Origin of the sequence: Allobosea spartocytisi (genome assembly GCF_014764685.1) — a bacterium.
GTDB lineage: Bacteria > Pseudomonadota > Alphaproteobacteria > Rhizobiales > Beijerinckiaceae > Allobosea > Allobosea spartocytisi.
In genome coordinates, this window is record NZ_JACXWY010000026.1 from 24893 (window position 1) to 46551 (window position 21659).

General features: G+C 64.0%; 20 protein-coding genes. 6 read left to right on the forward strand and 14 right to left on the reverse strand.

Annotated features, from left to right (window positions below; translation table 11 throughout):
• Positions 1 to 124 precede the first annotated feature (124 nt).
• The 6 genes from IED13_RS25030 (at position 125) to IED13_RS25055 (ending at position 7765) form a co-directional block, all read left to right on the forward strand.
• Complete coding sequence (locus IED13_RS25030) at positions 125 to 1753, forward strand: NRAMP family divalent metal transporter (protein ID WP_012047207.1); 1629 nt, start codon at positions 125 to 127, stop codon at positions 1751 to 1753.
• A gap of 230 nt (positions 1754 to 1983) precedes the next feature.
• Positions 1984 to 2184: a hypothetical protein gene (locus IED13_RS25035; protein WP_041751098.1), complete on the forward strand. Its 201-nt coding sequence runs from the start codon at positions 1984 to 1986 to the stop codon at positions 2182 to 2184.
• 278 nt (positions 2185 to 2462) lie between these two features.
• Positions 2463 to 2774, forward strand: coding sequence for a hypothetical protein (locus tag IED13_RS25040; protein ID WP_191125816.1), 312 nt, complete (start codon positions 2463 to 2465; stop codon positions 2772 to 2774).
• 159 nt (positions 2775 to 2933) lie between these two features.
• Entirely contained in the window at positions 2934 to 5054 is a 2121-nt protein-coding gene (locus IED13_RS25045; RefSeq protein ID WP_083780808.1) for a carbohydrate porin, read from the forward strand.
• A gap of 44 nt (positions 5055 to 5098) precedes the next feature.
• Entirely contained in the window at positions 5099 to 6826 is a 1728-nt protein-coding gene (locus IED13_RS25050; protein ID WP_041751097.1) for a Na/Pi cotransporter family protein, read from the forward strand.
• A gap of 51 nt (positions 6827 to 6877) precedes the next feature.
• Positions 6878 to 7765: a LysR family transcriptional regulator gene (locus tag IED13_RS25055; RefSeq protein ID WP_012047204.1), complete on the forward strand. Its 888-nt coding sequence runs from the start codon at positions 6878 to 6880 to the stop codon at positions 7763 to 7765.
• A gap of 22 nt (positions 7766 to 7787) precedes the next feature.
• Here IED13_RS25055 and IED13_RS25060 read toward each other — a convergent pair whose 3' ends face one another.
• From IED13_RS25060 to IED13_RS25125, 14 genes are all read right to left on the reverse strand, one after another.
• Positions 7788 to 8024: a DUF2274 domain-containing protein gene (locus IED13_RS25060; RefSeq protein ID WP_041751096.1), complete on the reverse strand. Its 237-nt coding sequence runs from the start codon at positions 8022 to 8024 to the stop codon at positions 7788 to 7790.
• 7 nt (positions 8025 to 8031) lie between these two features.
• On the reverse strand, positions 8032 to 9207 hold the full coding sequence (locus IED13_RS25065; protein WP_244424249.1) for a TraB/TrbI/VirB10 family type IV secretion system protein: 1176 nt from the start codon (positions 9205 to 9207) through the stop codon (positions 8032 to 8034).
• Positions 9204 to 10190, reverse strand: a complete 987-nt coding sequence (gene trbG / locus IED13_RS25070) for a P-type conjugative transfer protein TrbG (protein ID WP_012047201.1) — start codon at positions 10188 to 10190, stop codon at positions 9204 to 9206. The genes IED13_RS25065 and trbG overlap by 4 nt, the downstream gene beginning before the upstream one ends.
• Complete coding sequence (gene trbF, locus IED13_RS25075) at positions 10190 to 10870, reverse strand: conjugal transfer protein TrbF (protein WP_012047200.1); 681 nt, start codon at positions 10868 to 10870, stop codon at positions 10190 to 10192. Before trbF ends, trbG begins: the two co-directional genes overlap by 1 nt.
• 3 nt (positions 10871 to 10873) lie before the next feature.
• The gene (gene trbL / locus IED13_RS25080) at positions 10874 to 12136 is read right to left on the reverse strand and encodes a P-type conjugative transfer protein TrbL (RefSeq protein ID WP_012047199.1); all 1263 of its coding nucleotides are present in this window, start codon (positions 12134 to 12136) and stop codon (positions 10874 to 10876) included.
• 5 nt (positions 12137 to 12141) lie between these two features.
• Positions 12142 to 12456: a putative entry exclusion protein TrbK-alt gene (gene trbK-alt / locus IED13_RS25085; RefSeq protein WP_012047198.1), complete on the reverse strand. Its 315-nt coding sequence runs from the start codon at positions 12454 to 12456 to the stop codon at positions 12142 to 12144.
• Entirely contained in the window at positions 12456 to 13202 is a 747-nt protein-coding gene (gene trbJ / locus IED13_RS25090; RefSeq protein ID WP_012047197.1) for a P-type conjugative transfer protein TrbJ, read from the reverse strand. The genes trbK-alt and trbJ overlap by 1 nt, the downstream gene beginning before the upstream one ends.
• Positions 13199 to 15631, reverse strand: a complete 2433-nt coding sequence (gene trbE, locus IED13_RS25095; RefSeq protein WP_041751095.1) for a conjugal transfer protein TrbE — start codon at positions 15629 to 15631, stop codon at positions 13199 to 13201. Before trbE ends, trbJ begins: the two co-directional genes overlap by 4 nt.
• Positions 15632 to 15641: 10 nt before the next feature.
• Positions 15642 to 15911 carry a VirB3 family type IV secretion system protein gene (locus tag IED13_RS25100; protein ID WP_012047195.1) on the reverse strand — a complete coding sequence of 90 codons (270 nt, stop codon included), beginning with the start codon at positions 15909 to 15911 and terminating at the stop codon, positions 15642 to 15644.
• Entirely contained in the window at positions 15911 to 16234 is a 324-nt protein-coding gene (locus IED13_RS25105; RefSeq protein ID WP_012047194.1) for a TrbC/VirB2 family type IV secretion system protein, read from the reverse strand. The genes IED13_RS25100 and IED13_RS25105 overlap by 1 nt, the downstream gene beginning before the upstream one ends.
• A complete protein-coding gene (trbB, locus tag IED13_RS25110) occupies positions 16234 to 17151 on the reverse strand; it encodes a P-type conjugative transfer ATPase TrbB (protein WP_012047193.1) in 918 nt (305 codons plus the stop codon). Before trbB ends, IED13_RS25105 begins: the two co-directional genes overlap by 1 nt.
• Positions 17152 to 17338: 187 nt before the next feature.
• Complete coding sequence (locus IED13_RS25115; RefSeq protein WP_012047192.1) at positions 17339 to 17776, reverse strand: ribbon-helix-helix domain-containing protein; 438 nt, start codon at positions 17774 to 17776, stop codon at positions 17339 to 17341.
• Between the two features lie 2 nt (positions 17777 to 17778).
• Positions 17779 to 19761 (reverse strand): conjugal transfer protein TraG, encoded by a 1983-nt coding sequence (locus IED13_RS25120; RefSeq protein ID WP_012047191.1) that lies wholly within the window; start codon positions 19759 to 19761, stop codon positions 17779 to 17781.
• Positions 19762 to 19867: 106 nt separating this feature from the next.
• Entirely contained in the window at positions 19868 to 21619 is a 1752-nt protein-coding gene (locus tag IED13_RS25125) for a relaxase/mobilization nuclease domain-containing protein (protein WP_012047190.1), read from the reverse strand.
• Between the last annotated feature and the right edge of the window lie 40 nt (positions 21620 to 21659).

Here is a 21659-nt window from a genome sequence, read left to right on the forward strand (position 1 = left end):
TCGAATGCCGGTGGTTTCTGTCACCGGACTGAGCGCGGTCGCGTGTCGTGCGCGACAGGTCGAGCCGCACGACCGCTCCAACGCAAGAACCCTCAAGTCAACGCCATTTCAAAGGCGGTTAATCATGCTGTCTAACCTCGATACTCCCGTGCGTCACGCTGTGCTGGATGAAGCGCATATCGGCGACATCAAAGGCGCGCTCGGCACAATCAAGAAGAACGATACGGGTCCCAGGAACGGTTGGCGTGCTCGTTTGATGACGCTGCTGGCAATCCTTGGACCGGGCCTGATCGTCATGGTCGGTGACAACGATGCCGGCGCCTTCGGCACCTACACGCAGGCGGGCCAGAACTATGGCACCTCGCTGTTGTGGACGCTCATCCTGCTCATTCCCGTCCTGTACGTGAACCAGGAAATGGTTTTGCGGCTCGGCTCGGTGACGGGCGTCGGCCACGCGCGGCTCATTCTCGAACGGTTTGGCAAGTTCTGGGGCGCCTTCAGCGTTGTCGACCTTTTCTTGCTGAATGCTCTGACCATCGTCACCGAGTTCATCGGAATCAGCCTGGCGCTCGAGTACCTCGGGCTTCCGCGAGGCGTAGGCGTCATTGCCGCAGCGGCCGTCATTATCGCCGCGGCTGGGACGGGCAATTTCCGGCGATTCGAAAGATTTTCGCTGTTTCTCGTTTTCGGCAGTCTTCTGTTGGTGCCGGTGCTCGTCTGGGTTCATCCCCCGGTCAGCCAGATCGCCCATGATCTCGTCGTGCCGCAGTTTCCTGAAGGCGGGAAGCTGAGCGAGGTGATGCTCCTGATCATTGCCATTGTCGGGACAACGGTCGCGCCCTGGCAGCTCTTCTTCCAGCAGAGCTATGTGATCGACAAGCGCATCACGACGCGCTTTCTGAGCTACGGGCGCATCGATCTCGTCCTTGGCATTGTGCTGGTCGTCATCGGCGCAGTGGCGATGATGGCGTTCACCGCAGCGACGTTCGCAGGTCGTCCGGAGTTCGGGAATTTCCAGGACGCCGGAGCCGTGGCTGCCGGGCTTGGCGCCTATGTCGGGAAGACGGCTGGCGTCTTCTTCGCCCTTGCGCTGCTCGATGCCAGCGTGATCGGCGCGATGGCGGTCTCGCTGTCGACGGCCTACGCGATAGGCGATGTGCTGTCGCTGCGGCATTCGCTGCATCGGAAGCCGCAGGACGCCAAGGGCTTCTATGCGGTCTATGGCGGCCTCGTTACGTTGGCTGCTGCGCTGGTTTTGACCCCCGGCATGCCGCTCGGCCTGCTAACCAACGCCGTGCAGACTCTGGCCGGCGTGTTGCTACCGAGCGCCACCGTGTTCCTGCTGCTGCTTTGCAACGACAAAGCCGTTCTGGGTCCGTGGATCAATGGGCGGTGGATGAACCTGTTCACCGGCGCCGTCGTCGGTGTCCTCGTGATGCTGTCAATCATCCTGACCGCATCGGTGCTGTATCCAAACATGAGCGAGAGCACGATCCTCGCGATACTCGGGATCGGAGGCGTATTCACGCTCGCCGTCGCTGTCGCCTTCCTCTTCATCCACCGCGAAGAGCCGGCCAACGCGAAGAACGAGATGGTGCGCGCGACGTACCGCATGCCGCCGCTGGATGAGCTTCCGTCAGCTCGGATGACGCCGATGACTCGTCTCTGGATGCTGGTCTTGCGCGGTTATCTGATCTTGGCCGGCGGGCTTGTCCTCGTGCGGATCGTGCAGCTTTCGCTCGTCGGCCGGTGAAGGGGGGAGCATGTGCATACGTCATTCCACATCGCTGCGGCCTCACTCGACGACTGCGGCGTCTGGCCGGCGCCGACCAACAATCTGGGACCGGCTTGTATCGGGTTTCGCCCCGTTTGCCGATCCGGAGCTGTGGTTGCGCGCCTGCACGCTTGCGGCCCTCAGAGAGCGCGACGGCTCTGTTGGGCTGGAGGTCGTGAGCTTATCGGCTCTGTTTGGCGGAGGCAGCCATGATGACCCGCAAGATCCAGCATCGGGAGCGGCCTATCAGCGTTCGGCTGCAGCTCTGGTGGCTCGGGAAAGTGGAGGTCCTTGTTCTCAAACACGTGCCGAAAGGCCCGTTTGCGCGATCCGCTCTCGCATGGGTGGACCAGAGCCACGTGCGAATCCGGCAAAGGCTCGGTCGCAACGAAACCGGCGGGAAGCGCTGATGCGCTCTCCGCGGTCAATCGCGCGTCACTTGGAAGAACGGGCCTGCCTGTTCGGTGCGATCTGGGTTGTGAGGGTCGCGCGCATTCTTGTGCGGGAGGGGTTTCTGAACAGGCGTGGCGCGTTCGCGGCGTTTCGCCTTTCGTCGCGCCTTTCGAGGAGGTCGTGGCGCATTTGGAAGTCCGAGCGAGCCCGCCGTCGAAGCGCAATGTGGGGTGAGTCCAACTGACCTGGCTCGGTCGGCCAGCAGCGAAGTCTACTGAGGAGACGTGCAGTGCAAATGAGAAAGCGAGCTGAATTCTTTCATGGCGAAAGAAGCGCATTCGGCAGCCGGTTGGTGACCGAGCGGCGACGGGACATCGTGAAAACGCGGGGGCGCTCAAGCGCCGCACTTCGGGTTGCTGTCCGTCTGCGGGTCGGCGGGCTGTTGGCGGCGGGTGCCCATTGGCTCGCCCGCACTGCCTTTCAACTCGCGCGGGAGCGCTTGATTTCCGTTGCGCAAGCAAAGGCGCTTTTGCGCATGGCGGCGCAGGTCAATCGGCAAAGTATCCGCCTGCGGCAGCGGGAGCGTTTTAGAACAGATCGCTGGTGAGCAAACTTTGCGTACCAAATCGAAAGGAATCAACCATGCCAGAACCTCCTAGTTGCTGCGTGAGTGAATACTCACGCAGCGCCCCAATACCCCGAAAATAGAGCGGCCTCACGTCGATCACGAGATGGCTTGCTCGTCCCGTGATCAGTGGAGCTGCTGATGATCTGTGATGAAATTGAAGTTCGCAAGAAGGATGCGCCTGTACGGAATTACGGCCGTGAACCGCGGTTCGGTCGACGCGGTCTGTCGGCGCGCGCCTGCTTCCCCGTTCTGGTGCTTGTCGCCGCGACAGGCGCGGGAAACGCGCACGCCCAGGAGATTCCGGCCGGCGCCGACCGCTTGGGCACGGAACGGCGTCTTGATGTTCGGACCAAAGCGGATCGGCCGCCCAGCGAGGCCGAAATGAAGAGGGTTTATGACTGGACCGGCTTTTATGTCGGTGGTCACTTCGGCTACGGTGGCGGCCGCTTGGGCGATGACTCCCACCCCAAGCCTGAGCAGGGCGTCTTCCTGCCTCATAGTCCGACCGGCCTCATTGGTGGTTTTCAGGTCGGCTATAACCGGCAACTCGCCAATCATCTGGTGCTCGGTGTTGAAGCCGATGCGTCGTTCACGAGCCCGACCGACGAGCCGGCGTTGGCGCCGTCGCCGTTCAATTCTACGGTCGACTACGTAGGCACCGCGCGTGGCCGAGTGGGTTACGCATTCGATCGGTGGATGCCCTATGTCACGGGTGGCTTCGCCTGGGGGCATGGTCATATCGAGGTCAACGACGGCAGCGGTGCGCAGCTCGGCCGCTATCAGACGGGCTGGACCGCAGGCCTCGGTGCGGAATTCGCGGTGAGCGGCAATTGGACGGCGAAAGTTGAGTACGACTATGTGAATCTTTCTGCGGCTACTTATGATCTGGGCCGCTTCGATCTGCCGAACGCCCGTCTTGCTCCCGGGCTTCACCTCGCCAAAATCGGACTGAACTACCACTTCAACGATCTGCCGTGGGCGGCGTCCGGCTCGCAGAGCGCGACGCCACGCTTGCCGGATTCGAGTGACTGGAACGTCCATGCGCAAACGACGGTGATTGCGCAGGGATATCCAAGCTTCCGCTCCCCCCAAGCGGGTGCGAACAGCTTGCCGGGGGGCGGCGAGGTCCGCGAGACGTGGACGACGACCGCCTTCATCGGGGTGCGGCTGTGGCAGGGCGGCGAGTTCTATTTCAATCCCGAATTGGCGCAGGGATTCGGCCTGAATGGGACATTGGGTCTGGCGGGCTTCCCGAACGGCGAAGCGCAAAAGGCTGGAGCCGCATTCCCGAAGATTCGGCCGCAACGCTATTACTTCAAGCAGACCTTTGGCCTCGGCGGCGAACAAGAGGACGTCGACGACGGTCCCAACCAGCTCGCGGGCAAACGTGATATCGATCGCATCACGGTGATCGTCGGACGCTTTGCCATCGGCGATTTCTTTGACAACAACACCTATGCGCACGATCCTCGCGCCGATTTCATGAACTGGGCGCTGTGGTCGTCCGCGGCTTACGATTTCCCCGCGGATCTCCCCGGATACACGCGCGGCGCAATCGTCGAATTGAATAAGAAGGACTGGGCAGTCCGCGCGGCATTCGTTCAGGTGCCGTCCGAGCCCAACAGCGATGTCTTGAAATTCAACACGGGCGGCGCCGTGGTGGAGTTCGAGAAGCGTTACGCCATCGCGGGCGAGCCTGGAAAACTGCGGCTCGGCGTCTTCGGCACCCAGGGCGTCATGGGCAACTACCGCCAGGCACTGGCAATCGAGAGCCAGGATTCCGCGCAAGACATCAATACGGTAATGGCGAGTATTCGCCACGTGAATCCGAAATACGGCTTCTACGCGAACTTGGAGCAGCAGATTGCGCCTGGGATCGGCGTTTTCGGTCGCGTGAGCTGGAACGACGGGCAAAACGAGACGCTGTCGTTCACCGACATTGACCGCAGCCTGTCAGGCGGCGTTTCGATCAAGGGCAATCCTTGGGGTCGGCCGAACGATACCGTTGGGATCGGTGGGGCCATCAATGGGCTGTCTGCGGCCCATCGCGACTTCCTTGCCGCTGGTGGAAACGGACTCCTGATCGGTGATGGGGCGCTGAACTACAGCACCGAGCGGATTTTCGAAAGCTATTACGCGCTGGCGATCGGGAACGGGCTCACCTTCACCGCCGACTACCAACTGATCGTCAACCCTGCATACAACGCCGACCGCGGTCCGGTGTCGGTCTTTTCTGGCCGTCTTCACGCGGAGTTCTGAGCCATGGACCGCGTGTACTTGCCAGATGACGGGGGGTGGTTCTGATGACCGGGACCATCGTTCTGTTCGAGCTCGCCGGCTACGTCGGATTGCTCCTTTGGGGCACTCATATGGTGACGACCGGCGTCCAGCGAGGCTTCGGCCATGTCCTTCGGATATGGCTGGAGCACAATCTGACGCGGCGGTGGCGGGCGTTTCTTGCCGGCGTCGGCATTACGGCGCTTCTGCAAAGCAGCACCGCGACGGGTCTCATGGCCTCCGCATTTACGGCGAACGGTCTTATCGGGCTCGGGCCCGCCTTGGTGGTGATGCTGGGCGCCAACGTCGGAACCACGCTGGTTACGCAGGTGCTGTCGTTCGACGCCGGTGTCGTCGGCCCTCCTTTGGTCCTGCTCGGGGTCATGGCTTTCCGCTCGTTCGACGATGATCGGCTGCGCAATGCCGGGCGAATCGCGATCGGGCTGGGACTGATGTTGCTGGCCTTGTCGGGGATGGCGCATGAGTTTGCGCCAATCGAGAACGCGCCTTTGCTGAAAAACGTTCTCGCTGCAATCGGCAACGAGCCTCTCCTTGCGGTGTTGGTGGCAACGCTGCTCACCTGGGCTTGTCATTCCAGCGTGGCGGTCGTGCTTCTTATCGTGTCGCTGACTGCGAGTCAGACCGTTTCGCCGATCGGCGCGCTGGCGTTCGTTGTTGGCGCCAACATCGGCGGCACATTGCCCGCGCTCTTTGAGGCGGGTTCACCGGTTGCTCGTCGTCTTCCGCTCGGCAACTCCCTGGTTCGAATCGTGGGCGCGGTCGTGGCGCTTCCGTTGCTGGCAATATGCGTGACGCTTCTCGCCCACATCGATCCTGCGCCGGGGCGGATCGTGGTGAACTTCCACACCGCGTTCAACCTGATCCTGGCGGCGGTGTTTATCGGGCCGTCTCATTGGTTGGCGCGGTTGCTCGTCCGCATACTTCCCGACCCGCCGGCGCCTGATGATCCCGGAAAACCAATCTACTTGGAGGAGGCAGGATTAGGGGCGGCGACCGTCGCGTTGGCGAATGCCGCGCGCGAGACGCTTCGCATGGGCGACATGGTTGAAGCAATGTTGAAGGGCGCTTCGGAGGTGTTCCAACAAGACGATCCTCGGCGCGCCACCGCGATCAGCCGGATGGATCGATCGGTCGACCGTCTTGGAGCCGCGATACGCAGCTATCTGGCAGATCTCGGAAATGAGCAGCCGTTGCATGACGATAGCGAAGGCGCCCGGGTCCAGGAGATATTGTCAGCCGTCATCAATCTCGAGCACGTTGGCGATGTCGTCGCCAACAACCTCATCGAATTCGTGGTCAAACGGATCAAGCGGGGGAGGCCGTTTGCGAAGGACGAACGCGATCTCATCGTTTCGATGAATGCGGAAATCCTGGAAAGCCTCCACATGGGGCTTGCAGTGTTTCTGACCCGTGATCCCGCCGAGGCGAACCGGCTCATCTCGCGAAAGAGCGCTCTGCGGCGACTGGAGGCGCGTGCGACCGCGCTCCATGTGCAGTTGCTGCGGGTCGCGGCTACCACGGCGCGAGCGGATGCTGGCGAGGGAGTCGCTCGTGTCGCCGAAGATGGCGGCCAGTTTCTGCGTATTGTCAGAGACCTCCGGCGCGTTCACTCGCACATCGCAGCGCTGGCATATCCGATCCTGAACGGTGCCGGCACCGCTGATGGGACACCGGCGCGAGAAGGAACTGCAGAAGAAGAAGCCAACGAATCCGAGCTGCAAGGCGCGCAATGATAGCGGTGGTCGCGATCAATTTGCAGGATCGTCACGCCGCGGTCTTATGAAATGGACCTCGCCGACCTCCAGTTTGTGACGGCGGCGGTGGATGCAGGAAACTTTGCGCGTGCAGCGCTCGTGCTCGGGTTGCATGCGTCGACGATCAGTCGGCGTATCGCACGGCTTGAGGATGAGCTTGGCCTCACCCTCTTCGAGCGCAACCGTGCCGGTGTGCGGCTCACGCCGAGCGGACAGACGGTCATGCGGCACATTAGACGTGTCCTCGCTGAAGTCGATGCCGTGAAGGCCGCAGGTCATCACAACGGCCTTGGCACGACGGGCGAGATTCGTCTGGGCCTACGAATGCCGCCGATCGGAAAGCCTCTGGGGGATTTGTTGCGGTGCTGGCACGGACGATACCCTGGTGTTTCGGTGGTGCAATTCGAGATGCATGAACGGGAGATCGCCGCCGCGCTGGCCGATCGACGACTTGACGCCGCGTTTGTCCCGAGCTTCGCGTTGTGGCCGCATGCGGCGATGCTGCCCATCTATAGTGAGCGGCTGATGGCGGCGCTTCCCGCGAAACATTCCCTGGCGAGGCGTAAGGCGCTTGGTTGGAAGGAATTGTCGGGCGAGACGGTTCTTGTCGAAGGCTGGGGCGAAAGTCAGGCGCAGCGCGAATTCTTCGCCTCGCTTCTTGGCAGGAACGTAGACTTTCAGTCGCACGCCGCCAGCAAGCAATATATTCTCGCGTTTGTGGCAGCGGGCTTTGGCGTGACGCTCGCGGCAGAGAGCCAAGCCGAGCTCGGATTTCCTGACGTGGTCTTCAGGCCGATTTCGGAGGCGAATGCATCATTTTGTGTGAATCTCGTGTGGCTTCCTGAATGCGAAGAACCCGTTGTAGGACGGTTTGTCGCGTTTATGCGCGATGAAGCGAAGGATCGCGGGCTGCTTTAGCAGAGGCAGCCTCGGCACGTCATCACGATGTCTTCTGCGACGACGAGGTCCGGCGGGTCTTTCGGAAGGCTCGGTCCGTCGCCATGAAGCGCGCCAGCATCGGTGGAATCAGCTTGGCGGGCTCGATACCGCTCTGGTTGGTCTCGTGGGAGAGCGCTTCGGCATAGGCCTGGAGGTCACGATGAACGGCCGCCGGCAGCTCGATCGTCATCTTCACCGGTTTGTCGTCTTCCAATGCGCTTAGTTTGAGTTTGCTCATCGGGCACCTAGCCTTTGTAGGGTTCGAGGACCAGGTCGTGTGTGACCATGACCCGCACGGGGAAGCCCGGTCGGATTGTGATCGTCGGCTGGATATTGAGGGAGCGGCCTACGATCTGTTCGCCAGCCTGGTTGAAGCTTTGCGACGCGCCCATCCGGATCGCCTGGGCGAGGTTGTTCTCGCTATTGCTCGTTCCAGCCTCGGCGCCGACGGATAAGATGGTCGAGAGGATCGCAGCCTTGAACAACATGCCCCAATGGTTGTCGACCTCGTCTTCGAGCCCGGCATAGCCCTCGGTGTCGGCGCCGGGCTGGCGTTCGAGTACGATCGACTTGCCATTCGGCATGATGAGGCGGTTCCAGACGAGCAAGGCGCGCGACTGGCCAAATGCGATCTGCGCATCATACTGGCCGACGAGGCGCGACCCCTGCGGAATCAATAAGGTCTTGCCCGTCGGACTGTCGTAGACGTCCTCGGTCACCTGCGCGGTGACCTGTCCGGGCAGATCGGACCGCAGGCCTGTGATCAGCGATGCCGGAATCACGGCGCCCGCCTGCAATACATAGGGGCTTGCTGGCGGCTGGACGCGATCGGAGCTCGTTGTTCTGCGGTCGATGTTGCCATTGAGGAATGCGAGTTTGTGATCTTGCGACGTGAGATCAGACGATGTGCTCGCCGGCGTCTGTCCCGGCGAGACAGCCGTTGGAGATGGCGCGATCGGCATGCTCGGCGCGACGACGTTCGTTGTCGCGAAGAGATGACTGGTGCGGGCGGCCTCCATCTCCTGAGCGAGCCGTTGCTCCTCCGGTGTCGGTCCCGGCATTGGCATGCTGGGCGAAGGCGCTCCGGCGTTGAGGATGGGCTTGCCGAGATCACCGGGCAGCGGCGGTCCAAGCTGTGGCACGGGCTTTGGCAGCCCCGTATAATCGCGCGGCAGGTTCGCGAGACCATCTGGCGTGTTGCGGTTGTTGGTGTTGAAGAGTTCGGCGCCGGTTGTCTGATGCTGCGGCTTCAAGGCGAAGAGTAGTGCGCCTCCAATGCCAATGGCCGCGGCGGCGCCGACGCCAAGCAGGACCTTGCGGGACAGCCGGGTTACCGGCGGTCGCTTGGCGCGCAAGCGCATCTCCTCAGCCGGACGTGCGGCCGCGCTCGGCCCCACGTCATCCCTGGCTTCGTCCGTCACCGCGGCCTCCCATCGGTGCGGACGATGCGCACCAGCTCCTGGTGCTTGCCGCCGAGCTTCAGCTCCGCCGCAGCGAACAGGCGGTCGACGATCATGTGATTGCCGCGGACACGGTAGTTGACGAGCTGGCCGTCGCCTTCCGCGCCGATCACCCAGAGCGGTGGCAGCTCACCCTGTGAGATCCCGGTCGGGAATTCGATGAACACCTGCCGGCCGTCATCGAAGGCGCGCAGCGGCCGCCACGGCGGAGTATCGCCCTCGATGCGATAGCGGAAGTTCAGTGCATTGATGTCGACGCCGGTTGCGACGGGGGCAGCGGCCTCGGCGGCCGCATTCTGCTGGCGCAGCGCGATGAGCTGATCCTGCGCATAAGCCCAAGAGACCGACGCCATATACGTCTTGTCGTCGGAATGCAGCTCGAGGTGATAGGTCCGGCGGTCTGTATTGATGACAAGGTTGGTGATGAGATCCGCACGGGTGGGCTTCACCAGGATGTGGACACGTTTGGCTGGCCCGGCGCCGCTCTCGGTGTCGCCGATGATCCACCGCACGGTATCTCCGGCAGCGACAGGCCCTGAGCCCGTCAACTGCTCGCCCGGCTCGAGCGCGATGTCGGTGATTTGGCCCGGCGCGGCATAGACCTGATACAGCGCGCCATCGGAAAAGGGGTAGACCTGGATAGCGTTGAGATAGCCTGCCCGTGTCGGCTGGACGCGGGCCGCGCCATTGGCCTGATCGACGCGAGCATGCGGATCCGCAGGTTCGGGGGCGCGCTTCGTGTTCCCGGGCAGCGGCTTGAGTTGTCCGGGCAGCGGCAACGGCTTCGGCACCTCGACGATCTGAATGGGCTTGGGCGGCTCGGCCTGCAGCACCGCGGGCTTCGGCGTGTTGTCGTAGCTGATCTGCGGCGGTTTCCAGGCTGTGGCGCAGGCGCCGAGGGAGACAGACGCAAGTAAGAGCGACGAGATCGCAAGCGGGCGCATCAGCCGAGCTCCTTTGACCAATTGAGGGCGTGGACGTAGACGCCGAGCGGATTCTTCTTCAGCCGATCGGCGTCGGTCGGCATCTGCAGCGCGATGGTGAGGATGGCGCTCCATCGCTCAGTCGAGGCAAGCGCGCCGTCGATGTAATGACGCTCCGTCCATTCGACGCGAAAGCTGGAGTCGGAGGCGCGGATGACGCTCGCGACGTCGACGGAGACTTGGTTCTTGCCGACCTTGGAAAACGGATCGCTCGTCCGCGCATAGTCATTGAGCGCGAGCGCCCCCTTGTCCGTGACGTAGTTGTAGGCGTCGAGCCAGTTCTGACGCAGCACCACGGGGTCGGCGGGGATGCCGCGCACTTCCTGGATGAAGCGCGCCAAGTGCCACGCGATCTGCGGGTCGGTCGGCTGGTAGTCCGCGGTGGCGGGCGCGACGGCCTGGGCCTGGCCGAGCTTGTCAACCTGCACAACCCAAGGCGTGATGGTGCCGCGGGCCGATTGCCAGACCAGGCCGCCGGCGAGCCCACCGCTGAGAACGAGTGCGCCGAAGAAAGCCAGGCGCCAGTTCTTGGCCTGAACGCGCGCGGAGCCAATCCGCTCGTCCCAGACCTGGCCGGCCTTTTGATATGGCGTCTCCGCGTCCGGCGTCTTGCCATAGCGCACGGTCGATCGTCGGAACATGAGCTATTCCCCCTCGGAAAGATCGACCTGATGCCCGCCGCTTGCCCGATCACCGGAGCGGATTGCGTGGTCGGCGGCGGTGACGCCGCGGTTGATGGTCTGGCCGCGCTTCATGCGCTGGGCCCATGCTGGCGGGCTGTCCGACGCGGCGGACGCGCCGGCGGATGACGACGAGCGCGCGCCGCCGCTCATGACGGCACGCTCGCCAGAGGCGAAGCTTTCTTGAAGGCTGCTGGCGGCGCGGCGCAGTGGGCTCATGGCGACTGAGCCGGCAGCTTGGGCGACACCCGCTGCCCCACCCGCGCGATATGCGGCGCTGGCGCCGCCCGCGACCGCGGCTCCCGCGCGCGCCGTCCCGGCGATCGCGCCGCCGGCCGCGGCGACACCCCCGGCGGTCGCCGCAATGCCGGCCGCTCCGATCCCGGCCGCTCCCAATCCTGTCGCGACAGCCGCGCCGGCGCCGAGCTGCGGTCCGCCCGCGATCAGGCCATTGGCGATGCCTGGACCGAAGATCGTGAGGCCAAGGAGCGAGAGCGCTGCGAGGATCAGCGTCAGCGCGTCGGAAATTGTCGGCGGATTGTTGAAGCCGCTGGTGAATTGATTGAAGATCGTGGAGCCGATGCCGATGATGACGGCGAGCACGAGAATCTTGATCCCGCTGGACACCACGTTGCCCAGCACCCGTTCGGCGAGGAAGGCCGTACGGCCGAAGAGCCCGAACGGCACGAGTACGAAACCGGCCAACGTCGTCAGCTTGAACTCGATCAAACTCACAAAGAGCTGGATCGCCATGACGAAGAAGCTGATGACGACGATCAGCCACGCGACCAGAAGAATGACGATCTGCACCAGATTGGCGAAGACGCTGGTGAAGCCCATCATACCGGAGATGGCGGTGAGGATCGGCTTGCCGGCATCGATCCCGACCTCGGCGATCTTGCCGGGCTGCAGGAGCTGCGCAGCGCTCATCGTGCCGCCACCGGCCTTGATCCCGAGGCCGGCGAAGCTGTTGTAGATGATCTGCGCGAGATTGTTGTAGTTGCCGATGATGAAGGCGAAGAGGCCGATATAGAGCGTCTTGCGGATCAGGCGCGCGAGCACGTCCTCGTCGGGCGCCATCGCCCAGAAGAGCCCCGCCAGCGTGATGTCGATGGCGATGAGGACGCTGGCGAGCCAGCGCACGTCACCTTGAACGAGGCCGAAGCCGGAATCGATATACTGGGTGAAGGTGCCCAGGAAATTGTCGATGACTCCCGTGCCGCCCATGATGCTTACCTGTCGGTGTTCTTGGCTGGAGCCGGAGTCGGGTTCTTCGGTCCGGAGGCCGGCGTATAGGTGAAGAAGCGGCGGCGGTTTTCAGCCCAGGCCGCCTCGCAGGCCGGATCGTCCTTGGCCTGGTCGGCGATGAGCTGACACCGCTTGAGCTCTTCGGCGAGCGAGTCGGGCGTGTGTTCCTCCATCGCACGCGGCTCGAGGCGTGGAGGCGATGTGTGGAAGTGCAGTGCCGCCGCGACGATCGCGATGGCGACAAGCAAAAAGCCGACAGCCCGGCCGACAGCAGGCAGATTGAGAAGCCGGGTTCGCATCAATGGAACATCTGCGCGGAGCCGGCCTGGTAACCAGCGCCGTAGTTGAGGAATGCCTGTGTCTGCGCTTGTGCCTGCGCCTGCGTCTCAAGGGTCCGCGCGGCATCGAGGCTCTGCGCGCGTGCGATCGACGCCATCAGCGCGGTCAGGTCCGCAAGCTGCGTGGTCTGAAGCGCCACGAGCTGATTGCCCGACTGTGCGGCCTGCAGCGCGCCGGTCGCCGACTGGCTGGAGGACACCAAAGCGTTGATCTGCGTCCGCGTGGTGTTGAGATTGCTCACAACGCCGGCTTGCACGCGCATCGTATCCTGGAACCCGGCGAGTGCGTTCTGCCAGCGACTCTTCGCATCCGTGAGAAGCTGCTGCGACGACGTCCCGCTGGAATAGGCCTGCGGATAGGTCTGCGTGAACGACTGGTCGATGCTTGAGACGCTGTAGGCGATGCGCTGCGCCTGCGCGAGGAGCTGCTGGGTCTGGGTGATCTGCTGCTGAAGCTGCGTGAGCGACGAGTACGGCAGGCTTGCGAGATTGCGCGCCTGATTGATCAGCGACGTCGCCTGGTTCTCCAGCATCTGGATTTCATTGTTGACCTGCTGAAGCTCACGCGCGGCGGTTAGGATGTTCTGCGCATAATTGGTCGGATCGAACACGATCCATTGCGCACGCGCCGGTCCGCTGGCGATGGCCGTAATGGTGAAAGCGGCGGCGCCTGCGATGAGCAAGGCGCGCAAGCGGTGACGGATCATGACGTGGTCTCCTGGTTGTGGGTGAGCATGTCCGCTGCCCAGTCGAGATCCTTTCGGCGCAGCCAGGCGGCGGTGAAGCCGCCGCGGCCGTGTTCCGCGAGCAGCTCTTCGATGGCGGTCTGATCGGATTTCGCCGAGGCGGCGGTGAAGGCGAGCGCGACTTCGGACAGCCCGAGTTCGAATAGGCGATTGCCGCGTCGCGACTGGCAGTAATATTCGCGCTTCGGCGTCGCGCGGCTCAGAATCTCAATTTGGCGATCGTTGAGACCGAAGCGCTGGTAGATCGCCGCGATCTGCGGCTCGAGCGCGCGCTCGTTGGGAAGCAGGATGCGGGTCGGGCAGCTCTCGATGATGGCTGGTGCGATCGCACTGCCGTCGATGTCGGCAAGCGACTGCGTGGCAAAGATGACGCTGGCATTTTTTTTCCGAAGCGTCTTCAGCCACTCTCTCAGTTGCCCGGCGAAGCCGGGATCGTCGAGGGCGAGCCAACCTTCGTCGACGATGAGCAAGGTGGGTCGGCCGTCGAAGCGATCTTCGATGCGATGGAAGAGATAGGATAGGACGGCTGGAGCCGCGCCCGCGCCGATCAACCCTTCCGTTTCGAAAGCCTGGACTTCGGCCTCGCCGAGCCGCTCCGTCTCGGCGTCGAGCAGTCGTCCCCAGGGGCCTGCCACGGTGTAGGGCTGGATCGCCTGTTTCAGGGCATTTGATTGCAGGAGCACCGAGAGCCCGGTGATGGTGCGCTCCTGGATAGGCGCGGACGCAAGCGAAGTCAGCGCTGACCATAGGTGTTCCTTCAGTTCCGGAGTGACGGTGACGGACTCGCGACCGAGGAGCGCCGCGACCCATTCGGCGGCCCACGCGCGCTCTCCGGGATCATCGACCCGCGCGAGCGGTTGGAGCGCGACGGGCTCGGCGGCGCTGTCGGAGAGCGCTCCGCCGAGATCGTGCCAATCGCCGCCCATCGCGAGCGCCGCCGCCCGGATGCTGCCGCCGAAGTCGAAGGCGAAGACCTGTGCACCGGCATAGCGCCGGAACTGCAAGGCCATCAACGCGAGCAGCACACTCTTGCCGGCGCCCGTCGGGCCGACGATCAAGGTGTGGCCGACATCCCCGACATGGAGGCTGAGGCGGAACGGGGTCGATCCCTCGGTCTTGGCGAAGAGAAGCGGCGGCGCCTGGAAGTGCTCGTCCCGTTCAGGCCCGGCCCAAACCGCCGAAAACGGCATCATATGCGCGAGGTTGAGCGTGGAGATCGGCGGCTGCCGGACATTGGCGTAGACATGCCCTGGGAGAGACCCAAGCCAGGCTTCGATCGCGTTGACGCCTTCGCGCATGCAGGTGAAGTCGCGGCCCTGAATGGCCTTCTCGACCAGGCGAAGGCGCTCGTCCGCGATCCGCGGATCATCGTCCCAGACGGTAACAGTGGCGGTGACGTAGGCCTCGCCGACGAGGTCGGTGCCAAGTTCTTGCAGAGCGGCGTCGGCATCGAGCGCCTTGTTGGCGGCGTCGGAGTCCATCAGCACCGACGCCTCGTTGGTCATCACCTCCTTGAGGATCGCCATGATGCTCTTGCGCTTGGCGAACCACTGACGGCGGATCTTGCCGAGGAGCTTGGCCGCGTCGGTCTTGTCGAGGCAGATGGCGCGTGTCGCCCAGCGATAGGAAAACGCCAGGCGATTGAGGTCGTCGAGCAGGCCCGGCCAAGTCTGTGATGGAAAGCCCATGATGGTGAGCGTGCGCAGATGTGCGCGGCCGAGCCGTGGTTCGAGGCCACCCGTCAGGTCCTCGTCCACCAGGATGGCGTCGAGGTACATCGGCGTTTCCGGCACGCGCACGCGCTGGCGCCGCGTCGAGATGCAGGAATGCAGGTAGGTCAGGGTCTCGGCGTCATCGAGCCAATCCGATTCCGGCATGAAGCCTTCGAGCAGCGCGAGCACGCGATCGGTGCGGTCGACGAAACCTTCGAGCGTGGCACGCCAGTCGGCGGCGCCCTGGGCGCGGTTCTCATAGAGCCAAGCTTCCGCGCGGGCCGCGTCATCGGCGGGCGGCAGCCAGAGCAGTGTCAGGAAGTAGCCGCTCTCGAAATGCGCGCCTTCTTCTTCGAATTGGGCTCGACGTTCGGCATCGACCAGCGCCGAAACGGGATCCGGAAATTGAGTTGACGGATACCTGTGCGCCGGCACGCGCTGGGCCTCAATGAACACGGCCCAGCCGGAGCCAAGGCGACGCAACGCATTATTGAGACGCGACGTGATGGCCACCAACTCGGCGGGCGTGGAAGAATCCAAGTCTGGACCGCGAAAGCGTGCGGTGCGCTGGAAGGAGCCATCCTTGTTGAGAACAACGCCCTTGGCGACGAGCGCCGCCCACGGCAGGAAGTCGGCGAGGCTCTGGTTATGGCGACGATACTCGGCAAGGTTCATCATCGGGCGAACCTCACGAGACCATGTGCTGCGGATAACGCAGATGCCGACGCACGACGTCGACGAAGGCGGCGTCACGCTTCGCCGCCCAAACGGCGGCGATGTGACCGACAAGCCAGATGAGGCCGCCCACGATCCAGAGCCGAAGACCGAGCCCGATCGCGGCAGCAAGCGTGCCGTTCACGATCGCCACGGCGCGCGGCGCGCCGCCCAAGAGGATCGGCTCGGTCAACGCTCGGTGAACGGGCGCATAGAAGCCGGCGATGGCGCCATCTTGCTCCATCACACCGTCACCCCGCCGCCGAACTGGAAGAAGGTCAGGAAGAAGCTCGACGCTGCGAAGGCGATGCTGAGGCCGAAGACGATCTGAATGAGGCGACGGAAGCCGCCGCTGGTCTCGCCGAAGGCGAGCGTCAGACCGGTGACGATAATGATGATCACCGACACGACCTTGGCCACGGGCCCTTGGATGCTCTCCAGGATCTGGTTGAGCGGCTGCTCCCACGGCATGTTCGATCCGGCCGCATAGGCCGGCGCGGTTGCGAGGGCGACGAAGACGAAGGCGGTTGCCGTGGCGAACGCACGGCGGGCATCCTTGATTAACATCACGGTTCTCCTGCGGGGGTGAGGACGTAGTCGCCGGCGGGCGAGAGGCCCTTCACCGCTGCGAGCTCGGCGAGCCGGCGCGCGGAGCCGCGGCCGGTGAGGACCGCGATGAGGTCGATCGTCTCGGCGATGAGCGCGCGCGGAACGGTGACCACGGCTTCCTGGATGAGCTGTTCGAGCCGGCGCAGTGCGCCGATGGCGGAGCCTGCGTGCAGCGTGCCCACGCCCCCGGGGTGTCCCGTGCCCCAGGCTTTCAGAAGATCGAGCGCCTCTGCCCCGCGAACCTCGCCGATTGGGATGCGGTCGGGCCGCAGGCGCAGCGACGAGCGGACCAGATCAGACAGCGACGCAGCCCCGTCCTTGGTGCGCAGCGCCACGAGGTTCGGCGCGGCGCATTGCAACTCGCGCGTATCCTCGATGAGCACGATGCGGTCGCCGGTCTTGGCGACTTCTGCGAGGATCGCGTTGACCAGCGTCGTCTTGCCGGTGCTCGTCCCGCCGGCGACCAGCACGTTCTTTCGGTCGCGCACGGCCGCGCGGAGCAGCTCGGCCTGGTCGGCCGACATGATGCCGGCCTCGACGTAGTCGCCGAGCGTGTAAACGGCGACGGCCGGCCGCCGGATGGCAAAGCACGGCGCAGCCACCACGGGCGGCACCAGGCCCTCGAACCGCTCCCCGCTTTCCGGCAATTCCGCCGAGACGCGCGGGCTGCCGGCATGCACTTCGACCCCGACATGGTGCGCGACCAGGCGCACGATGCGCTCGGCGTCCGCGGGCGTGACGCGACAGCCGGTGTCTTCAAGACCGCCTGACAGCCGATCGATCCAGAGGCGACCGTCAGGGTTGAGCATCACCTCGACGATGCTGGGATCTTCGAGATAGCCGGAGATCGCCGGACCAAGCGCCGTGCGCAGCATGCGCGCGCCTCGGGCGAATACTTCAGATCGGAGGGAGATCGTCGTCACAAGAGCCCCGCAAATTAGCCTCCTGTGGAGGCGCAGATGTCAGCGGGGTTGAGTAGAAAGAGCCGGAACTGGGACTGCGCAACAACAACAAGGAGGCGGGAGGGCTCTGGGATAGAATGACAAGCGAGAAGGACGATCGCTATTCTGACTGCGTGTCTGCTGAACCCTCCTTTTGCGGCGGCACGTCGCGAATCACCTCGTCAGCTAGTTTGTGACCGCGCGCGAGACGACGGCCGAGCGCTTCGATGTAACCTTCGTAGCGCTCTCGTCCTTTTGTTTGCGCGGCGGCAAGCGCCGTGTCAGGCAGCGGCGGCGTGCTGGTCAGCCAAAACCGGACGAACACCGCGAGCGCTTCATTTGAGATCGTGACGTGGCGCTCGATGCGCTCCATGTCGCGGACCATACGGTCCAGGCGTCGCGCGAGCGCCGCTTCTAGTCGGTCCGCGGCATCGGGCGAAAGATAAGAGGCGAGCGCTGCCTCGACGATCAACGCCTGCGGCACGCGCTTGCGGGCGGCGTAATCGGCGAGCTTCGTAGCCAGGTCGGGTGGAAGCCGAAAGGTGTGCTTCGTGCGCACGGCTACATCTGCATGTCATCGTCCGCGTCGAGCGAGATTTGTCGCGCGCTGCCGAAATTGCGCTGCATGATCCGCTGGCGCTGGGCGTCGTCGTCTGGCTCGTCCTCGACGGGCTCGAATTCCTGCACCGGCTTTCGTGGCTCGGGAACAATCTCCTCATGGTCCGGAAGTTCGGGTTCGCGCCGGATTCCCGCATTGTCCGGATCGTCCGTCTCTGCGGCGGTTGGCGCTGACGCGATCGCGCCGCTCCAGGTATTCACCTGGGACATGTTGGGGGCTGGCGGTCGAAGAACAGCGTTTCCGCCCGATGATCTGGGCGGCGGAAGAATCCGCCCGGCGAGCTCGGGGTCTTCGTAATACCGAGCTTTCTTCGCCCGGACGGGCGCACTTCCCGATATCATGACGATCTCGTCGTCGGGCGGGAGCTGCATGATCTCGCCGGGAGTCAACAGCGGCCGCGCGGTTTCTTGCCGGGAGATCATCAGATGTCCAAGCCACGGACTGAGTCGGCTGCCGGCATAGTTTTTCATCGCTCGGATTTCGGTGGCCGTGCCAAGTGCATCCGACACGCGTTTCGCCGTGCGTTCGTCGTTGCTGGCGAACGAGACGCGCACGTGGCAATTGTCCAGGATGGAATTGTTCTGACCGTACGCCTTCTCGATCTGGTTCAGCGACTGCGCGATCAGGAAGGATTTCAATCCATAGCCCGCCATGAACGCCAATGCCGACTCGAAGAAGTCGAGCCTGCCGAGCGCGGGAAACTCATCGAGCATCAGCAGCAGGCGATGTCGCCGCCGCTTGTTCTCTAGCTCTTCGGTTAGCCGTCTTCCGATCTGGTTGAGGATGAGGCGCACGAGCGGTTTCGTGCGGCTGATGTCCGAGGGTGGCACGACGAGATAGAGCGTCACCGGATGCTCAGCCTCGACCAGGTGGCGGATGCGCCAGTCGCAGCGTTGTGTGACCGCCGCGACCACCGGATCTCGATAGAGGCCCAGGAAGGACATCGCGGTCGACAGTACGCCGCTGCGCTCGTTCTCGCTCTTGTTCAACAGCTCTCGCGCGGCGCTGGCGACGACGGGATGGACTCCCTTCTCGCCGAGATGCGGCGTGGTCATCATCGCCCGAAGCGTCTTCTCGATTGGTCGCTTCGGATCGGAGAGGAAATTGGCGACGCCGGCGAGCGTCTTGTCGGGTTCGGCGTAAAGGACATGCAGGATCGTGCCGACCAGAAGCGAATGGCTGGTCTTCTCCCAATGGTTCCTGCGTTCCAGTGCCCCTTCGGGATCAACCAGCACGTCGGCGATGTTCTGGACATCTCTGACTTCAAACTCACCGCGCCGGACCTCGAGCAAAGGATTGTAAGCGCTGCTTTGCGGATTGGTCGGATCGAACAGGACCACGCGGCCGAACCGCGCACGCCAGCCGGCGGTGAGCGTCCAGTTCTCCCCCTTGATGTCATGGACGATGCAGCTTCCCGGCCAGGTCAGCAGCGTCGGAACAACAAGACCGACGCCCTTGCCGCTTCGGGTCGGTGCGAAACACAGCACATGCTCGGGCCCATGGTGACGGAGGTAGGCTCCGTGCCAGCGGCCGAGCAATACGCCATCTGGGTGAAGAAGGCCGGCTGCGCGGATCTCGCGTTCCTCGGCCCAGCGAGCCGAACCGTAGGTCGTGGCGCGCTTTACCTCGCGCGCACGCCAGACCGACATGGCGACCGCGACGACGAAGGCAGCGACCCCGCCTGCGCCAGCGATGAAGCCGCCGGTGACGAAAATGTCGTGTGCGTAAGCGTCGAAAGAGAACCACCACCAGAAGAAGGCCACCGGGAAATAGACCGGCCATCCGAAGAGCGAGAACCAGGGGCTGCCGAGCTGCGGCTGGAAGGCAAGCTGCCACGCCGTCCATTGCGTCGCGGCCCAGACGAAGCCGAGCGTGGTCGAGCACACAACGAAGACTTGCAGCCAGAGTATTTTGGTCGGGTTCATGGCGCCACACCAGCGCTTCCGCGATCGCTTGCTGCAAGCACGAACCGTATGGGATCAAAGGGCCGGACACGCTGGGTCAGAAATCGGATGCACCGCAGGCGCGCCTTCACAGGCCCAGTCCCCGTTTCCGCCCCGGGTCCCAGTCGACTCGTCCGCCCGGCGCCATGACGCCACGGACTTCGCGGCCGAGGTTCTTTTCCAAAGCCGGACGCCACGGCACGAGTTGGAATCCCAACCCATCATCGATCATGGCGAAGCGCCCCGACGCGAGTGTCACCCGTTCGCGATAAACGCCAGCGACACGCTCGCCTTCAGCGGCCGGGTGGTACGCCAGACCCGTGTCGGCTGATAATCTGGCCGTGGCCTCCTCAAGCTCGCGTCGCTGGAGTGTCGAAAGGAGATCGCGGGCGACGATCACGCGCTGGCCCTGTCGTCTGGCCAGGCCTTCCTCGACCAGGTGATCAGCGCGGGCATCCATTGCGTCGCGGACTTCGGCGCCGAAGCCGCTGGCGCTGAGCGGTGGGTCTTTCGCAAGAAGCTGACGATCGAGCCAGGTCGCTCCCGATGCCCCGACCTGATCAGAAATGGACAGATCCGACCTGGTCGCGAGCGATAGTCGTCGTCGTCCATCGGGATCGTCATAAGCGCGCACCTCGACGATCGCGTCGGGCGTGGCATCGCCGGTGAATTCGAGGTCTGCAAACCGCAAATGGTGGGTATGGCCGTCGACGCCGGCGACGATGACGTAGGCCGTGCCCTTGAGCTCGTCATCGAGACCACGCTGGACGAGTCGGCCGAGCACCGGATGGGAAGGCTCGTCGCCATGCAGCGCGAAGCGGCTGACGTCCGGTTCTGATCCGCTTCGGCTCATGGCTTGGTGCATCGTCTTGATGATGTCGCCGCGGATACCGAGCTGGCGCAGTGTTCCGTCGAGGCCGGGCTTGAGGGTCCAGCAGGCCGGGCCAACCGGATCGGCCAAGCCGAGACGTTCGAGCTTGGCCGCCCGTCCGAGCAACAGGCGACGCAGCTCCGGATCCTCGGCGTTCGGACCAGGCCGAAGATCTGCGACGCCGCCGCATTCGTCCGAAATGTCGCGCAGCGCCCGATCGAGACTTGTCCAGCGCTCGGCCTCCACCTCGCGTTGAAGCGCGCTGTGGATTTGCTGTTCAGTGCGGGGACCAAGTTCGAGCGTGATCCGCTCGGCGGCCCGGTCGCGGATTCCTCGGCTGATATAGTCGCGGCTGATCACCAGATCCTGGCCGTCATCGGCGCGGCCGCGGATCAGGAGGTGGACATGGGGATTGTCGGTGTTCCAGTGATCGACGGCGACCCAGTCGAGCTGGGTGCCGAGGTCCCTTTCCATGTCGGTGACCAGCTCGCGCGTGAACGTCTTGAGGTCGCCGATCTCGGCCGCATCCTCTGGAGAGACGATGAAGCGGAAATGGTGGCGATCGTCCTTGCAGCGCTCGGCGAACGCACGCTCGTCGGCTTCGTCTCCGGCCGCATCGAACATCCGCGCCGGCTGACCGTCTTTGGTGACGCCTTCGCGTTTGAGATAGGCGATGTGCTTCGGCAAAGGCGCCGAGCGGAATCGCGGACCCTGGTGACGGACGACGCGCGCCTTGGTGACGACGCGCCGGGCATTCGAGCGCAGCCGGATCGAGACTGCGGCGCGCCGGCCACGGCCGAAGCGGGAGCGGCTCCGCCCCTGGCCGGAGCGGAAGCTGTTCCCGACATGCCCGGCCTTCTTTGCGGCCCGCATCACCTCGCCGACGAAGGTCTGCGGACGTTTGCCGCCGCGGTTGCCATGCTGGATGCGGCCGGGCCGGATGCGCAGGTCGTCGTCGCGCGTCGTCATCGGGCCGAATCCGGGTGTTCAGGCGTGCGACGGCGGTTCA

Excerpts from the sequence above, each read along its gene's own strand:
- IED13_RS25030 (WP_012047207.1), top strand. The coding sequence starts at position 125 with ATGCTGTCTAACCTCGATACTCCCGTGCGTCACGCTGTGCTGGATGAA.
- IED13_RS25035 (WP_041751098.1), top strand. The coding sequence starts at position 1,984 with ATGATGACCCGCAAGATCCAGCATCGGGAGCGGCCTATCAGCGTTCGG.
- IED13_RS25040 (WP_191125816.1), top strand. The coding sequence starts at position 2,463 with ATGAGAAAGCGAGCTGAATTCTTTCATGGCGAAAGAAGCGCATTCGGC.
- IED13_RS25045 (WP_083780808.1), top strand. The coding sequence starts at position 2,934 with ATGATCTGTGATGAAATTGAAGTTCGCAAGAAGGATGCGCCTGTACGG.
- IED13_RS25050 (WP_041751097.1), top strand. The coding sequence starts at position 5,099 with ATGACCGGGACCATCGTTCTGTTCGAGCTCGCCGGCTACGTCGGATTG.
- IED13_RS25055 (WP_012047204.1), top strand. The coding sequence starts at position 6,878 with ATGGACCTCGCCGACCTCCAGTTTGTGACGGCGGCGGTGGATGCAGGA.
- IED13_RS25060 (WP_041751096.1), bottom strand. The coding sequence starts at position 8,024 with ATGAGCAAACTCAAACTAAGCGCATTGGAAGACGACAAACCGGTGAAG.
- trbG (WP_012047201.1), bottom strand. The coding sequence starts at position 10,190 with ATGCGCCCGCTTGCGATCTCGTCGCTCTTACTTGCGTCTGTCTCCCTC.
- trbF (WP_012047200.1), bottom strand. The coding sequence starts at position 10,870 with ATGTTCCGACGATCGACCGTGCGCTATGGCAAGACGCCGGACGCGGAG.
- trbL (WP_012047199.1), bottom strand. The coding sequence starts at position 12,136 with ATGGGCGGCACGGGAGTCATCGACAATTTCCTGGGCACCTTCACCCAG.
- trbK-alt (WP_012047198.1), bottom strand. The coding sequence starts at position 12,456 with ATGCGAACCCGGCTTCTCAATCTGCCTGCTGTCGGCCGGGCTGTCGGC.
- trbJ (WP_012047197.1), bottom strand. The coding sequence starts at position 13,202 with ATGATCCGTCACCGCTTGCGCGCCTTGCTCATCGCAGGCGCCGCCGCT.
- trbE (WP_041751095.1), bottom strand. The coding sequence starts at position 15,631 with ATGATGAACCTTGCCGAGTATCGTCGCCATAACCAGAGCCTCGCCGAC.
- IED13_RS25100 (WP_012047195.1), bottom strand. The coding sequence starts at position 15,911 with ATGGAGCAAGATGGCGCCATCGCCGGCTTCTATGCGCCCGTTCACCGA.
- IED13_RS25105 (WP_012047194.1), bottom strand. The coding sequence starts at position 16,234 with ATGTTAATCAAGGATGCCCGCCGTGCGTTCGCCACGGCAACCGCCTTC.
- trbB (WP_012047193.1), bottom strand. The coding sequence starts at position 17,151 with ATGCTGCGCACGGCGCTTGGTCCGGCGATCTCCGGCTATCTCGAAGAT.
- IED13_RS25120 (WP_012047191.1), bottom strand. The coding sequence starts at position 19,761 with ATGAACCCGACCAAAATACTCTGGCTGCAAGTCTTCGTTGTGTGCTCG.
- IED13_RS25125 (WP_012047190.1), bottom strand. The coding sequence starts at position 21,619 with ATGACGACGCGCGACGACGACCTGCGCATCCGGCCCGGCCGCATCCAG.